This is a genomic window from Pseudomonas sp. B21-019, assembly GCF_024749225.1.
Lineage (GTDB): Bacteria > Pseudomonadota > Gammaproteobacteria > Pseudomonadales > Pseudomonadaceae > Aquipseudomonas.
The window spans coordinates 5,391,600-5,406,684 of sequence record NZ_CP087193.1 but is presented as its reverse complement, the minus strand read 5'-3'; the positions used below and the strand labels follow the sequence as shown (position 1 = coordinate 5,406,684).

Annotated in this window: 11 protein-coding genes; all 11 read right to left on the bottom strand. The window is 60.5% G+C overall.

The features are described from left to right. Nucleotides 1–95: 95 nt before the first annotated feature. Complete coding sequence (acs, locus tag LOY36_RS24220) at nucleotides 96–2,033, bottom strand: acetate--CoA ligase (RefSeq protein ID WP_258671181.1); 1,938 nt, start codon at nucleotides 2,031–2,033, stop codon at nucleotides 96–98. A 232-nt stretch (nucleotides 2,034–2,265) separates the two neighbouring features. Next, nucleotides 2,266–3,930, bottom strand: coding sequence for a glucose-6-phosphate isomerase (gene pgi, locus LOY36_RS24215; protein ID WP_018930196.1), 1,665 nt, complete (start codon nucleotides 3,928–3,930; stop codon nucleotides 2,266–2,268). 227 nt (nucleotides 3,931–4,157) lie between these two features. Further along, nucleotides 4,158–4,538: an aspartate 1-decarboxylase gene (panD, locus tag LOY36_RS24210; RefSeq protein ID WP_003228271.1), complete on the bottom strand. Its 381-nt coding sequence runs from the start codon at nucleotides 4,536–4,538 to the stop codon at nucleotides 4,158–4,160. 230 nt (nucleotides 4,539–4,768) lie between these two features. After that, nucleotides 4,769–5,629 carry a pantoate--beta-alanine ligase gene (gene panC / locus LOY36_RS24205; RefSeq protein WP_258671180.1) on the bottom strand — a complete coding sequence of 287 codons (861 nt, stop codon included), beginning with the start codon at nucleotides 5,627–5,629 and terminating at the stop codon, nucleotides 4,769–4,771. Further along, entirely contained in the window at nucleotides 5,626–6,426 is an 801-nt protein-coding gene (gene panB, locus LOY36_RS24200) for a 3-methyl-2-oxobutanoate hydroxymethyltransferase (protein WP_019650996.1), read from the bottom strand. The genes panC and panB overlap by 4 nt, the downstream gene beginning before the upstream one ends. Nucleotides 6,427–6,761: 335 nt before the next feature. Continuing rightward, nucleotides 6,762–7,247, bottom strand: coding sequence for a 2-amino-4-hydroxy-6-hydroxymethyldihydropteridine diphosphokinase (gene folK, locus LOY36_RS24195; RefSeq protein WP_019650997.1), 486 nt, complete (start codon nucleotides 7,245–7,247; stop codon nucleotides 6,762–6,764). Between the two features lie 3 nt (nucleotides 7,248–7,250). Next, the gene (locus LOY36_RS24190; protein ID WP_018930200.1) at nucleotides 7,251–8,651 is read right to left on the bottom strand and encodes a polynucleotide adenylyltransferase PcnB; all 1,401 of its coding nucleotides are present in this window, start codon (nucleotides 8,649–8,651) and stop codon (nucleotides 7,251–7,253) included. A gap of 876 nt (nucleotides 8,652–9,527) precedes the next feature. After that, complete coding sequence (locus tag LOY36_RS24185; protein ID WP_019582860.1) at nucleotides 9,528–10,967, bottom strand: sigma-54 dependent transcriptional regulator; 1,440 nt, start codon at nucleotides 10,965–10,967, stop codon at nucleotides 9,528–9,530. A gap of 22 nt (nucleotides 10,968–10,989) precedes the next feature. After that, a complete protein-coding gene (locus LOY36_RS24180) occupies nucleotides 10,990–13,944 on the bottom strand; it encodes a sensor histidine kinase (RefSeq protein WP_258671179.1) in 2,955 nt (984 codons plus the stop codon). Beyond that, a complete protein-coding gene (locus LOY36_RS24175; protein WP_003176118.1) occupies nucleotides 13,928–14,104 on the bottom strand; it encodes a hypothetical protein in 177 nt (58 codons plus the stop codon). Before LOY36_RS24175 ends, LOY36_RS24180 begins: the two co-directional genes overlap by 17 nt. 77 nt (nucleotides 14,105–14,181) lie before the next feature. Further along, a complete protein-coding gene (gene gluQRS, locus LOY36_RS24170) occupies nucleotides 14,182–15,078 on the bottom strand; it encodes a tRNA glutamyl-Q(34) synthetase GluQRS (RefSeq protein WP_258671178.1) in 897 nt (298 codons plus the stop codon). Nucleotides 15,079–15,085: the final 7 nt, after the last annotated feature.

Sequence of the window (15,085 nt, the reverse complement as noted above, 5' to 3'; positions counted from 1 at the left end):
GAGCGCCAAGTTTTTTGGGCCGCTTCGCTGCCCAACGGGGGCAAGCCCCCTCGCCACAATAAGCCTCACAGCGCGGCCGGTGGCCGCGCGCAACATTATTGGTTCAGGCGTTGATCAATCAGCCCTTGCACCACGCTCGGGTCGGCGAGGGTCGAGGTGTCGCCGAGGCTGTCCAGTTCGTTGCAGGCGATCTTGCGCAGGATCCGTCGCATGATTTTGCCCGAACGGGTTTTCGGCAGGGCCGGGGCCCACTGGATCAAGTCCGGTTTGGCGAAGCTGCCGATTTCCAGGCTGACATGGGCCAGCAGTTCTTTCTTCAGATCGTCGTTGGGGTCGATGCCGTTCATGGGGGTGACGAAGGCGTAGATGCCCTGGCCTTTGATGTCATGGGGGTAACCGACCACGGCGGCCTCGGCGATGCTGTCGTGCAGCACCAGCGCGCTCTCCACTTCGGCGGTGCCGATGCGGTGCCCGGAGACGTTGATCACGTCGTCGATGCGCCCGGTGATCCAGTAATCGCCATCCTCATCGCGGCGTGCGCCATCGCCGGTGAAGTAGTAGCCGGGGTAGGGCTTGAAGTAGGTTTCGACCATCCGTTTCGGATCGCCGTAGACGCTACGGATCTGCGCTGGCCAGCTGGACTTGATGGCCAGCACGCCGCTGCCGGCGCCTTTGATTTCCTTGCCGTGCTCATCGAGCAACACCGGTTGCACGCCGAACATCGGTTGGGTGGCGCAACCGGGTTTGATCCGTTGGGTGCTGACCAGCGGGCTGAGCATGATGCCGCCGGTTTCGGTCTGCCACCAGGTATCGACAATCGGGCAGCGTTGCTCGCCGACCGTATTGAAATACCACTCCCAGGCTTCCGGGTTAATCGGCTCGCCGACAGTGCCGAGTAAGCGCAGGCTCTCGCGGGACGTTTCCTTCAACGGCCCGGGACCTTCACGCATCAACGCGCGCAGGGCGGTCGGGGCGGTGTAGAAGATGTTCACGTGGTGCTTGTCGATCACCTGCCAGAAGCGCGAGGTGCTGGGGTAGCTCGGTACGCCTTCGAAGATCAGCGTGGTCGCGCCGTTGGCCAGCGGCCCGTAGACAATGTAGCTGTGGCCGGTGACCCAGCCGACATCGGCGGTGCACCAGAAGACTTCACCGTCGCGATAGTCGAGCACGTATTTGAAGGTCATCGCCGCTTGCAGCAGGTAGCCGCCAGTGGTGTGCAGCACGCCTTTGGGTTTACCGGTGCTGCCGGAGGTGTAGAGGATGAACAGCGGGTCCTCGGCGTCCATCGGCTCTGGCGGGCAATCGTCACCGACATCGCGCAGGGCCTGGTGATACCAGAGGTCGCGGTCTTCAACCCAATTCACCTGGTTTTGGGTGTGCTCGACCACGATCACGCTGCTGACGTGCGGGCAACTTTGCAGGGCCTTGTCGACGTTCTGTTTGAGCGGCACGAATTTACCGCCGCGCACGCCTTCATCGGCGGTGATTACGGTGCGGCAGTCGGCGTCGAGGATCCGGTCACGCAGTGAGTCTGGGGAGAATCCGCCGAACACCACCGAATGAATCGCGCCGATCCGCGCACAGGCGAGCATGGCGTAGGCAGCTTCGGGGATCATCGGCATGTAGATGCACACGCGGTCGCCTTTCTTCACGCCACGACTTTTGAGCACGTTGGCCAGTCGACAGACGTTGTGATGGAGTTTTTTGTAGGTGATCTGGATGGATTCGGCGGGGTCATCGCCTTCCCAGATGATCGCGGTTTGATCGCCACGCTTTTCCAGATGACGATCGATGCAGTTGTAACTGACGTTTAACTTTCCGCCGGCAAACCAGCTTGCGTCACCGGTTTTCAGGTCGTACCGCTGAACGGTCTGCCACGGCGTGCTCCAGTCGAGGAACCGTGTGGCCTGTTCGGCCCAGAAGGTGCTGGGGTGTTCAATGGATTCACGGTACAGGCGCTTATAGTCGTCCTGACTCAACTGTGCAGCCCGGCGGACGGCATCGGCTTTGGGGAACGTGCTGATATCGAACATGACGGTTCCTTATTCTTGTTTTGCGACAAGAGGGGAGCTGCGCGACCCCGTGTAGGAGCTGCCGAAGGCTGCGATCTTTTGATCCTGGTTGTAAAAACAAGATCAAAAGATCGCAGCCTTCGGCAGCTCCTACACAGTAATAGCGCACGCCACCGATTTTGCAGTAAACCCGGTGCCGTGGAACTGTCGGTGCTGCAAGTTGAAGGGGCGGGTAAACCGCCCCTTCAGCCTATCACCCGCGGTGACGACCGCGGAAGTAGTTGATCAGGCCTTGGGTGGAAGCATCGTCGGCCGGGGTTTCTTCGCTGCCGACCAGGCGGTTGTAGACGCCTTTGCCCAGCTCTTTACCCAACTCCACGCCCCACTGGTCGAAGGCATTGATGCCCCAGACCACGCTTTGCACGAAGACTTTGTGTTCGTACAACGCGACCAGTGCGCCAAGACGCCGCGGGCTGATACGTTCGAGCACCAAGGTGTTGCTCGGACGGTTGCCCGGGATCACCTTGTGCGCGGCCAGTTTTTGCACTTCATCCTCGGCCATACCCTTGTCACGCAGCTCGGCTTCAGCCTCGGTGCGGGTCTTGCCGAGCATCAATGCCTGGCTTTGCGACAGGCAGTTGGCGTACAGCCACTGGTGGTGGTCGGACACCGGGTTGAAACTGACGATCGGCACGATGAAGTCGGCCGGGATCAGTTGGGTGCCCTGGTGCAGCAACTGGTGGTAAGCATGCTGACCGTTGCAACCGACGCCGCCCCAGATTACCGGGCCGGTATCGGTGGACACTGGCGTGCCGTCCTGGCGCACGCTCTTGCCGTTGGATTCCATGTCCAGCTGTTGCAAGTGCTTGGTGATGTTGCGCAGGTAGTGGTCGTACGGCAGGATCGCGTGGCTCTGCGCGCCCCAGAAGTTGCCATACCAGACGCCGAGCAACGCCAGCAGTACCGGCATGTTCTGTTCGAATGGCGCGCTCTGGAAATGCTGGTCCATGGTGTAGGCACCGGACAGCAGTTCCTTGAAGTTCGACATGCCGATGGCCAGGGCAATCGGCAAACCGATGGCCGACCACAGCGAGTAACGGCCGCCGACCCAGTCCCACATCGGGAAGATGTTCTCTTCGCGAATACCGAACGCAACGGCCGCCGCGTTGTTGCTGGAAACGGCGATGAAGTGACGGTACAGCTCGGCTTCCGAACCGCCCTGAGCCAGGTACCAGGCGCGGGCGGCCTGGGCGTTTTTCAGGGTTTCGAGGGTGTTGAAGGATTTCGACGAGACGATGAACAGCGTGGTCTCGGCGCGCAGCTTCATGGTCAGTTCGTGGAATTCACTGCCGTCGATGTTCGCCAGGTAATGGCAGCGCACGCCTTTCTGGGCGTAGGACAGCAGCGCTTCGGACACCAGCTCGGGGCCGAGGAACGAGCCACCGATGCCGATGTTCACAACGTCGGTGATCGGCTTCTCGGTGTAACCGCGCCACAGACCGTCGTGGATACGGCCCACGAGATCGGTGATCTGGTTCAGCACTTTGTGTACGTCGGGCATCACGTTGACGCCGTTGACCGACAGCTTGTCGCCCACCGGGCGGCGCAGTGCGGTGTGCAGGGCCGGGCGTCCTTCGGAAGCGTTGACGATTTCGCCCGAGAACAGCGCTTTGATCGCGCCCTTGAGGTCGACTTCGTTGGCCAGGCCCACCAGCAGATTGCGGGTCTCGGCGTTGATCAGGTTCTTCGAGTAGTCGAGAAACAGGCCGCAGCTGCTGAGGGTGAATTGATTAAAACGCTGCGGATCGGCATTAAAGGCTTCGCGCATGCTGAAATCCTGCATGGCTTGGCGGTGGTCATTCAGCGCTTGCCAAGCGGGCAGAGCGGTAACGTCGTGAGGAGTGCGGTAATACGCCATCGCTGCGGTTTTCCTTTTACTTGAACGGCCTTTTGAACACTAAAAATCCCGGAGCGCTGTGGGTGGGCGTCCGGTCAACTGCGTCGACACGATTTCTGGCGCAGGGCGAATACAGTAAACCTCGCGCTGCAATCTGTCTTGACTTTGTCTGACCTGCTCCCGGTACTTTTTTAACATTTAACCAGGAGCGGTCCGACAAACGGAAAGCTGGCAGGGGGGCGGTTCGGTCAGGCGACCTGAACTGGAATGGCATTGCTGGTGTGGCTCAGTTCGTTACCCGGCGCCATGTAGAGCATGCGCGGCTTGAAGTTGAGCAGCTCGGCTTCGCTGTAGTGAGCGTAAGCGCAGATGATCACGCGGTCGCCGACCTTGGCCTTGTGGGCCGCGGCACCGTTGACCGAGATCATGCGCGAACCTTCTTCGCCACGAATCGCGTAGGTGGTGAAGCGTTCGCCGTTGTCGACGTTGTAGATCTGGATCTGTTCGTACTCACGGATGCCGGACAGGTCCAGCCATTCGCCGTCGATGGCGCAAGAGCCTTCGTAATCGAGTACAGCATGGGTGACTTCGGCGCGATGCAGCTTGGCCTTGAGCATGATGGCGTGCATGAGTGTTTCCCCGGGTCGGAATCGAACGGGGGGCAGTTTGCCCGAAGGCTTTGTGGGCGGCAATACAGTCTGGAAACGACGCAGATCTAATGTGGGAGCGGGCCTGTGGCGAGGGGGCTTGCCCCCGTTTGAGTGCATAGCACTCACAGGATCTTTGATATATCAGAGATTTTGGGGCTGCTTCGCAGCCCAACGGGGGCAAGCCCCCTCGCCACAGGGTTTTGCAGTGTTTATGCGGGTGTGTCGAGGTTCAGATGCAGGTTGTCGATCAACCGCGTCGTGCCGAGGAACGCCGCCGCCAGAATCACCAGATCCCGATCTTGCGCTGTCGCCGGACGCAAGGTCAGCGCATGGCGAATTTCCAGGTAATCCGGACGCAGGCCAGCGGCTTCCAGTTGCTTGATCTGCTCGTTGATCAGCGTCGGGTAATCGCGCTCGCCCTGTTTGATCGCGTCGCTGATCCGGGTCAGTGTGCGATAGACCTCTGGTGCGATGGCCCGCTGTTCTTCGCTGAGGAAACCATTGCGTGACGACAACGCCAGACCGTCGGCGGCCCGTACGGTCGGTTCGCCGATGATCTGGATCGGCATGTTCAGGTCGTGCACCAGGGCGCGAATCACCGCCAGTTGCTGGAAGTCTTTCTGGCCAAAGATCGCCAGGTCCGGCTGGACCATGTTGAACAGTTTGCTGACTACCGTCGCCACCCCTTCGAAATGCCCCGGACGGCTGGCACCGCACAGACCTTCAGACAGTTGCGGAACGCTGACGCGGGTCTGGCCGGCCATGCCGTCGGGGTACATTTCTTCGACGGTTGGGGCAAACAGCAGATGGCAACCGGCCTGGAGCAGTTTCTCCTGATCGGCGGCCAGGGTCCGCGGGTATTTGTCGAGGTCTTCGCCAGCGCCGAATTGCAGCGGGTTGACGAAAATGCTCGCGACCACGAAATCCACCCGTTGGCTGGCTTTGGTAATCAGCGCGATATGCCCGCTGTGCAGGTTGCCCATGGTCGGCACAAAGCCGATGCGCTTGCCTTCGCTACGGGCGCGGGCCACCGCGGCCCGCAGTTCGCGTACGGTTTTTACGGTGTTCATGCAGAGAATCCGTGTTCGATGCCAGGGAAAGTCGCCGCTTTGACTTCAGTGACGTAAGCGCTCAAGGCGGCTTGAATGCTGGTTTGGCCGGTCATGAAGTTCTTCACGAACTTTGGCACGCGGCCGGTCATGGACAAGCCCAGCATGTCGTGCAGAACCAGGACCTGACCGTCGGTGCCACTGCCGGCGCCAATGCCAATCACCGGGATCTTCACCGCCTGGCTGATTTCTTCGGCCAGTTCGCTCGGTACGCATTCGAGCAGCAGCATGGCCGCGCCGGCCTGTTCCAGGGAAATCGCGTCGGCACGCATCTGCCGTGCCTGGTTCTCATTGCGGCCCTGGACTTTATAGCCGCCGAGGATGTTGACCGATTGCGGTGTCAGCCCCATGTGCGCGCACACCGGGATGCCGCGTTCGGCCAGCAGACGGATCGAGTCCGCGAGCCACAATGCCCCTTCAACCTTGACCATGTGCGCACCGGCCTGCATCAACAGCGCGCTGTTGGTCATGGTTTGTTCAATGGTGGCGTAGGCCATGAAGGGCAGGTCGGCGAGGATCAGGGCATCGGTGTTGCCGCGTTTGACGGCTGCCACATGGTAGGCCATTTCAGCAGTGGTCACCGGCAGGGTGCTGTCGTGACCTTGCAAGACCATGCCGAGGGAGTCGCCCACCAGCAGCACTTCAACCCCGGCCTCATTGCAGGCGTGGGCGAAGGTCGCGTCATAGCAGGTCAGCATGGTGATCTTTTCACCTGCCTGCTTGAGGCTCTGGAGCGTGGTCAGGGTGATGGCTGGCATGAAAAAAATCCTCATTACAGGCGCTATGAAAACTACTGCGAGTAACGCGCGTGATTCGTCATTTATACAGGCGCACCCTCTTTCGTGGTGCTTGTAAGGCCTGGACTGCGCCCTTTAGCGCCGCGTTGGCGGCAGCGGGACGCCTATAGTCGTGAGGAGAACCCGGGAAGTCAATTGCATGTGTTACCGCATTGTTACGTGTGGGGTGTTACCGACGTTACTGATGCGATTCAGCAGATTAGCGATGGGCTTGTCTCGTCAAAAGATCGCAGCCTTCGGCAGCTCCTACTGATGTATGTAGGAGCTGCCGAAGGCTGCGATCTTTTGGCGGCAACTCAGGCTGCCGGGAGGCGTTCCAGGCCGACGAACGGGCAGGCGGCGAGTAATTCTGCGAGGGTGCGGCCGTCAGCCAGGCGCAAGTCAGCCGGTGCCAGTTCGGCCAGCGGATAGAGCACAAAGGCTCGTTCCTGCAGGTGATAGTGAGGGACTTTGAGGCGCGGTTCGTCGATCAGTCGATCGCCGAACAACACGATGTCCAGATCCAGCGTGCGTGGGCCCCAGCGTTCAAGGCGCTGGCGGCCTTGTCCGTTCTCGATGGCTTGCAGGGCATCGAGCAGCTCCAGCGGCGCGAGGCGGCTGTCGAGAGCGGCGACCGCGTTGGTATAACGCGGTTGGCCGGGCAGCAGCGAGTCGCTTTGATAAAACCCGGAAACACCGACCAGTTCGGTCTGCGGCAAGCGTGCCAAGGCCTCGACAGCGCTGCGCAACTGTTCGGCAGGGTCAGCCAGATTGCTGCCCATGCCGATGTAGATGCGTTCCATGGCTTATTCGCCTGTCGTGCTCGAGGCGCCGGCAGCGCGTTTGCGTTTGGCTCCGCCACTGCGGCGACGTTTGCGCGGAGCACCACTGCCGTCGTCCTTGCCGCTGAGTTCGCGGATCATGTCCCGACGTTCGCTGTCGTTGGCGTCCTGATAGTCGGTCCACCATTCGCCCAGGCCATCAGTTTGTTCGCCAGCGCTTTCGCGCAGCAGCAGGAAGTCGTAACCGGCACGGAACCGCGGGTTGTCCAGCAACAGGTCGGCACGCTTGCCGCTGCGGCGCGGCAGACGCTCTTGCATGTCCCAGATCTCGCGGATCGGCATGGTGAAGCGTTTCGGAATCGCAATACGCTGGCACTGTTCGGCAATCAACTCGTGCGCCGCTTCCTGCATCGCCGGAATCGGCGGCATGCCACGTTCTTGCAGGCGCAGTACGCGGGCCGGCAGGGCAGGCCAGAGCAGGGCGGCGAACAGGAACGCCGGGGTGACCGGTTTGTTCTGCTTGATCCGCAAGTCCGTGTTGATCAGTGCTTCACTGATCAGCGTGTGGGTGTACGTCGGGTTGTATTCCAGCGCCTCGGCACTGGCCGGGAACAGCGGATCGAACAGCTGCAGGTCGACCAGCATCTCGAAGGTGTCCGCGGCGTGGCCGGAGAGGAACAGCTTGAGCACTTCTTCGAATAGACGGGCTGATGGAATCTCGCGCAGCATCGGTGCCAGATCGCGGATCGGCAGGGCGCTGTGCTTCTCGATACCGAAATTCAGCTTGGCGGCGAAACGCACGGCCCGCAGCATCCGCACCGGGTCTTCCTGGTAGCGCTGCTTCGGATCGCCGATCAGGCGGATCAGGTGATTGCGGATGTCGTGTACGCCATTGGCGTAGTCGAGAATGCGCTCGCTGACCGGATCGTAATACAAGGCGTTGATGGTGAAGTCGCGGCGTTGCGCGTCTTCTTCCAGGGTGCCGTAGACGTTATCGCGCAGAATGCGCCCGCTTTCGTTGCGGGAAGACTGGTTGCTGTCTTCGTCCTCGTCGTTTTGCGGGTGATTGGCGCGGAAGGTCGCGACTTCGATGATTTCGCGGCCAAAGTGGATATGCACCAGTTTGAAGCGACGACCGATGATCCGCGCGTTGCGGAATTCGGCCCGTACCTGTTCAGGGGTGGCACTGGTGGCGACGTCGAAATCTTTCGGCGTGATGCCGAGCAGCATGTCACGCACACAGCCGCCGACCAGGTAAGCCTGGTAACCGGCGTTCTGCAAGCGTTCGACGATGTTGACCGCGTAACGGCTGAATTGCGCCTTTTGCAGCGAATGTTGGCCGCTATTGAGCACTTCAGGCGTGCTGCGGATGTGTTGCGTACGACGCAGGGGAGAACGGAATGACTGGAACAGCTTCTTCAGCATGGGATGCACTGTTTGAAGGAATGTTCGGCCATAACGAAGAATGACCGCATGATGGGCCGGGATTCTAGCATTTAGTCGGGGGATGGTGTAGGAAGCTGCGCAAGCGCTTGAAGGGGAATGTCTTGAAAGGGGCGGTTTTGTAGCAGCTGCCGAGCAGCGCGAGGCTGCGTTCGGCGGCGAAGCCGTCGTAAAACCAGAGATTGCGGTGTGTCAGTAGGAACCGGTTGCCCGTATTTGCGACTGCTGCGCAGTCGAACGCAGACTCGCGCTGCTCGGCAGCTGCTACAGACAGAGAATGCCAAACGGCAGAAACCACAAGGGGAGCCGAAGCTCCCCCAGAAGTAGTTGCGTGCTCTATTTTTATTATTGGTTTCGGGCTTCTTGTTTTTGTTGAGCGCCCTCGCCATGAAGTTTTCCTTCATGACCCTCCCAATCGGGAGCCAAGAGCAAACGGATTGCTTTGGTCGCTGTGTTGCTATGATCGTGTGATCCAACCAGTTCAGGCACTGTCTTAAGACAGTTTTTTATTATTCTCGGCCTGGTTGCGGGGCAAACCCCAAATGCAACGCCTCTCCAAAAGAATCAGTTAGCTACGCCTCTCGCCGTCTTGTTTTTATTGTGCGTGAGTCGATTCGTCTTATTTTTATTGTCTTGTGCATTACTTGTTATTGTTCTTGTACTGAACATATAGCAGGGTGCGTGCCAACTTTTGTGAAGTCCAATAAAACAAGGGGTTAGGCGGGCTAATTGGGCTTTCCGAGGCCAAAAAAAACCGGGGCTTCGTTACCGTAAGCCCCGGCTTCTGTTACGTGAAAAAGCTGAGGTAACAGTTTTTCCACAATGTCACGTGTTACCCGCGCATCCGACAGGCGCGGTTCAGCTCTCGCTGGCCACCCCGGTCTTGCGCCGCGGGATGCCCAGGCGCTGACGGCGTTCCCACAAGCATTTGCGACTGACCCCGAGTTTGCGGGCCAGTTCGGTTTCGGTCATGTGGTCCTGATGCTCGAGTACGAAGTGCTGGAAGTAGTCTTCCAGGGACAGATCTTCGGTCGGTTCGTGGCTGGTGTTACCGGCGCTGTTGCCCTGCTGGGGCGCGAGGCCGATGAAATCGTCGTCTTCCAGATCGCTGAGTTCGATGTCGATGCCCAGCAGCTCGGCGGAAATCTCCGGGCTCTCGCACAGAATCACCGCGCGCTCGACCGCGTTTTCCAGTTCGCGAACGTTACCCGGCCAGGAGTAATGCCGAATTGCTTGCTCGGCATCCAGGGCGAATTTCAGATCGGTGCGGTTGACCCGCGCGCTCTGCCGCGCCAGGAAGGCATTGGCAATTTCATTGACGTCCGCACCGCGCTCGCGCAGGGCCGGCAGTTTCAGGGCGATCACGTGGAGGCGGTAATACAAGTCTTCACGGAACTGGCCGATCTTCGCCAGGCTCTTGAGGTCCCGGTGGGTCGCGGCGATCAGGCGTACATCGACCTTCTGCGACTGGACCGAGCCAACCCGGCGGATTTCACCTTCCTGCAATACGCGCAACAGGCGGGCCTGGGCTTCCAGTGGCAGTTCACCGATTTCATCGAGGAACAAGGTGCCGCCGTCCGCCGCTTCCACCAACCCGGCACGCCCGGCGCTGGCGCCGGTGAACGCGCCTTTTTCGTGGCCGAACAGTTCGGACTCGATCAGGCTTTCCGGGATGGCTGCGCAGTTCACCGAAATCATCGGTGCCTTGGCGCGTTTGGACAGGTTGTGCAGGGCACGTGCTACCAGTTCTTTACCAGTACCGGATTCGCCCTGGATCAGGACATTGGAATCGGTCGGCGCGACTTTACGGATTTTGCTGTACAGGTCCTGCATCGGCGGGCAAGAGCCGATGATGCCAATTTCGCCGTTGCTGTTGTCGACACCGCTTTTGGCTGCGGCACCATTGGACGCTTTGCCGACGACCGGCTCACCGCTGGCTTGCGCCGATTGCCGGTCACGCAGGATTCGCGCGACGGCCTGGAGCATCTCGTCGTGATCGAAAGGCTTGGCGATGTAGTCCACCGCGCCCATTTTCATGGAGTCGACGGCCGAACGCAGGCTGGCGTAACTGGTCATGATCAGCACCGGAGTGCCCTGGCCGAGTTTGATCAACTCGGTACCCGGCGCGCCCGGCAGGCGCAGGTCACTGACGATCAGGTCAAACGTGGGAATGCTGAAACGCTCTTGTGCTTCCTGCACGGATCCGGCTTCACTGACCTGGTACTGGTTACGTTCCAGCAGACGGCGCAAGGCGGAGCGGATAATTGTTTCGTCTTCGACGATCAAAATGTGCGGCATTGATTCGATACTCTCGACGGTCTCAGTTCACAGCGGACGTCGCTTCGACATGACGCGGTAAGGTCACCCGGATACGGGTGCCGCGTTGGCTTTGAACATCAGCCGGGCTGTCGATGGTGATTTGTCCATAATGCTCTTCAACGATGGAATAGACCAGTGCAAGGCCCAGACCGGTGCCTTCGCCAGGATCCTTGGTGGTGAAGAAGGGTTCGAACAGTCGGTCCATGATGCTCGAGGGAATACCGCTGCCTTCGTCTTCGACGATCAGATCGACCGTGTGTTCGCCGGCTTCGCTCTTGACGCGCACTGCGCTGCCCGGAGGCGAGGCGTCACGGGCGTTTGAGAGCAGATTGATCAATACCTGGGCGAGCCGCTGCGGGTCGCCTTCGACCCAGTGATCGGGGTCGCACAGGTTGTAGAACTGTACTTCGAAATTGCGCCGGTTCAAGGCCAGCAGGCCGATGGCATCCTGGGCCACTTCCGCCAGACAAACGGGCTCGTCGCTGTGCTGATGAGCGCCCGCGTGGGCGAAGCTCATCAGCGACTGAACGATGCGTGACACGCGTTTGGTCTGCTCGAGGATCTGCCCGCTGATTTCCGTGAGTTCGGAGTCTTCTTCACGTTCTTCGCGCAGGTTTTGCGCGAGACAGGCAATGCCGGTGATCGGGTTGCCGATTTCATGGGCCACGCCGGCCGCCAGTCGGCCGATGCTGGCCAGACGCTCGGAGTGCACCAGTTTGTCTTCGAGCATCTGGGTTTCGGTCAGGTCTTCCACCAGCAGCACCAGGCCGCTGTTACCCGGTGCCAGCGGTTCGTCGATTGCCGCTTTGTGCAGGTTCAGCCAGCGGGTCTGGCCATCGAGGGCCAGGTGCTGCTTGTGCAAGTGTTCGTCCGGCAGATTGATGAAGCCTTGCAGCAGCTCTTTCCATGGATCGGCAATGGTACTCAGGCGCGAACCGACCACGCGCTGCGCGGCAATCCCGGTCAGCTCCTCCATGGCTTTGTTCCACATGAGGATTTCCTGATCCTTGGCTAGCGAACACACGCCCATCGGCAGTTCCTGCAGGGTTTGGCGGTGGTAGCGGCGCAGGGCATCGAGTTCGGCGGCAAGGCCGGTGAGGCGCGAGTGGTAGTCCTCGAGGCGACTTTCGATGAAATGGATGTCTTCGGTGACGTAGTTTTCGCCGCCGGCCTTATAGGGCAGGAAGGTTTCGACCATGTCCTGCGCCACGCTCGGGCCCATCAGGCCGGAGAGGTTGGCTTCGATACGGTCACGCAAACGACGCAAGGCGTAAGGCCGGCGTTCGTCGAACGGCAGATAAAGGTCACGCAGTGCTTGTTCGACTTCTTTCTGCGCGGCCTTGGCACCCAGCGGTTTGGCCAGTTGCGTGGCGAATTCCTGAGGCGAGGCGGCATGCAGTTCGCGGCGTTGCGGGCGGCGAACGTTGTCCACCGCGCAGGCTTCGGCGGCGCTGGCCTCTTCGGGGCTGGCGTTGGTGAACAGTGAAATCAGGGTGAACATCAGCACGTTGGCGGCCAGCGAGGCAATTGCCGCCATGTGCCAGCTGGTGTCGTCCAGCACGTAAATCATGTTCAGCAACGGAATGTAGAAGCCTTGCAGATTGCCGACCAGCGGCAACAGCATGGTCACCAGCCACACCAGAATCCCCGCCAGGAGGCCTGCGATGAAGCCGCGACGGTTGGCGGTCGGCCAGTACAGCACCGACAACACTCCCGGCAGGAACTGCAACGTGGCGACGAAGGCGACGATGCCGAGGTTGGCCAGGTCCTGTTCCGCGCCCAGCATCAGGTAGAAACCGTAGCCGGCCATGATGATCGCGACGATCAGTGCCCGGCGGGTCCATTTCAGCCAGCGGTAGATATTGCCTTCGGCCGGCGGCTGATAGAGCGGCAGCACCAGGTGGTTCAGCGCCATCCCGGACAGCGCCAGCGTAGTGACGATGATCAGCCCGCTGGCCGCCGACAATCCACCGACATACGCCAACAGCGCCAGGGCTTTGCTATTGGCGGCGATGCCGATGCCCAGGGTGAAATATTCCGGATTGGTGGTGGCGCCGAGTTTCAGCCCGGCCCAGAGAATCAGCGGCACTGCCAGGCTCATCAGCAGCAGGAACAGCGGTAAGCCCCAGCTCGCACTGACCAGAGAGCGCGGGTTGAGGTTTTCGGTAAAGGTCATGTGGTACATGTGCGGCATGACGATCGCCGAGGCGAAGAACACCAGCAGCAGCGTGCGCCATGGGCCTTCCTGCAGAGGCGTGTGCAGGGCGGCGAGGGCGGTCTGGTTTTGCAGCAGCCACAGTTCCAGCTGTTGCGGGCCGTCGAACACGCCATACAGCGCATACAGGCCGACGCCACCAATCGCGATCAGCTTGATCACCGACTCGAAGGCAATCGCGAACACCAGGCCTTCATGTTTCTCGCGGGTGGCGATGTGGCGCGAGCCGAAGAAAATCGTGAACAGCGTAATCAGCGCGCAGAAACTCAGGGCCACGCGATGCTGAACTGGCTCACGGGTGAGGATGCCGATGGAGTCGGCCACCGCCTGAATCTGCAATGCCAGCAACGGCAGCACGCCGACCAGCATGAAAATTGTCGTCAACGCGCCGGCCCAGGTGCTGCGGAAACGGAACGCGAACAGGTCGGCCAGCGACGAGAGTTGGTAAGTGCGGGTGATCTTCAGGATCGGGTACAAAAGCACCGGCGCCAGCAGAAACGCCCCGGAAACCCCGAGGTAGCTGGACAGAAAACCGTAGCCGTACTGATAGGCCAGGCCCACTGTGCCGTAAAACGCCCAGGCACTGGCATAAACGCCCAGCGACAGGGTGTACGTCAGCGGGTGGCGAATGATCGCCCGGGGGATCATCCCCCGTTCACTGATCCAGGCCACACCGAACAGCACCGCCAGGTACGCGGCGCTGATCAGGATCATCTGGGTCAGGCTAAAGCTCATCGGCATCTTTTTGGCTCTGCAGGATGAAGGTCACGACGATCAGAATCAGCCAGAGCAAATAAGGGCGATACCAGGCGCCAGTGGCGTCGATCCACCAATCCATGATGGCCGGGGAGAACAGATAAATCCCCACTACCAGGAGCAGGACCAAGCGATAGATGTACATCCCGGCCTCTCTCTTTTATGCGCGTGCCCGAAAACGTGCGGCGATGGTAACGGATGGGTGCGCCACTGCAAGTGGCATCACTGCAGTTGCGCTTCAGGCAACGTCAGTGTGCGCGGGATCAGCGACGCATCCCAGTGGGCAATGCCCCAATTCAGCACCTCCCGTGGTGTGGCGTCATTCAGTTCGGAAACGGGAGTGTGCCCCAGCGCCCGCAATGCGCGCAGCAACAGCGGCGTAGCCTGATCCTCGGTCAGCGGCGGCGATCGATAGGACTTGCCGAGTTTGTGGCCGTCCGGCTGGGTAATCAGCGGGATGTGCAGGTAGCGCGGTTGCGGCAGGCCGAGCAGTTCTTGCAGATAGAGCTGGCGTGGCGTGGAGTCCAGCAGGTCGGCGCCGCGCACGATATCAGTGATGCCTTGCCAGGCATCGTCCAGCACCACCGCCAATTGATAGGCGTAGAGCCCGTCACGGCGACGAATCACGAAGTCACCCACCTCGCGGCCCAGGTGTTGACGGAATTCGCCCTGCACCCGGTCGATGAAGTGGTATTCCAGCTCCGGTACGCGCACGCGGATCGCCGCATTCTCGGTGCCGTGCCCCGCGTTGCGGCAGAACCCGGGATAGATGCCGTGATACGGCTCCAGTTGCTTGCGCGAGCAGGTGCACGCATAGGCCAGGCCCTGGCTGAACAGGCGATTGAGGACTTCGGCGTAGGCCGCGTACCGGTCACTCTGTCGGACCATCTCGCCATCCCACTCGAAACCGTAGCTTTCCAATGCCTTGAGAATCGCCGCCTGAGCGCCGGGCTCCTCACGTGGCGGATCGAGATCCTCCATGCGCACCAGCCAGCGCCCGCCGACCGAACGGGCGTCGAGGTATGAGGCTAGCGCGGCCACCAGCGAACCGAAATGCAGATGCCCGCTGGGCGTGGGGGCGAAGCGCCCGATGTAGGTGGGGGAGGAGATGGCAGTCATGGCGATT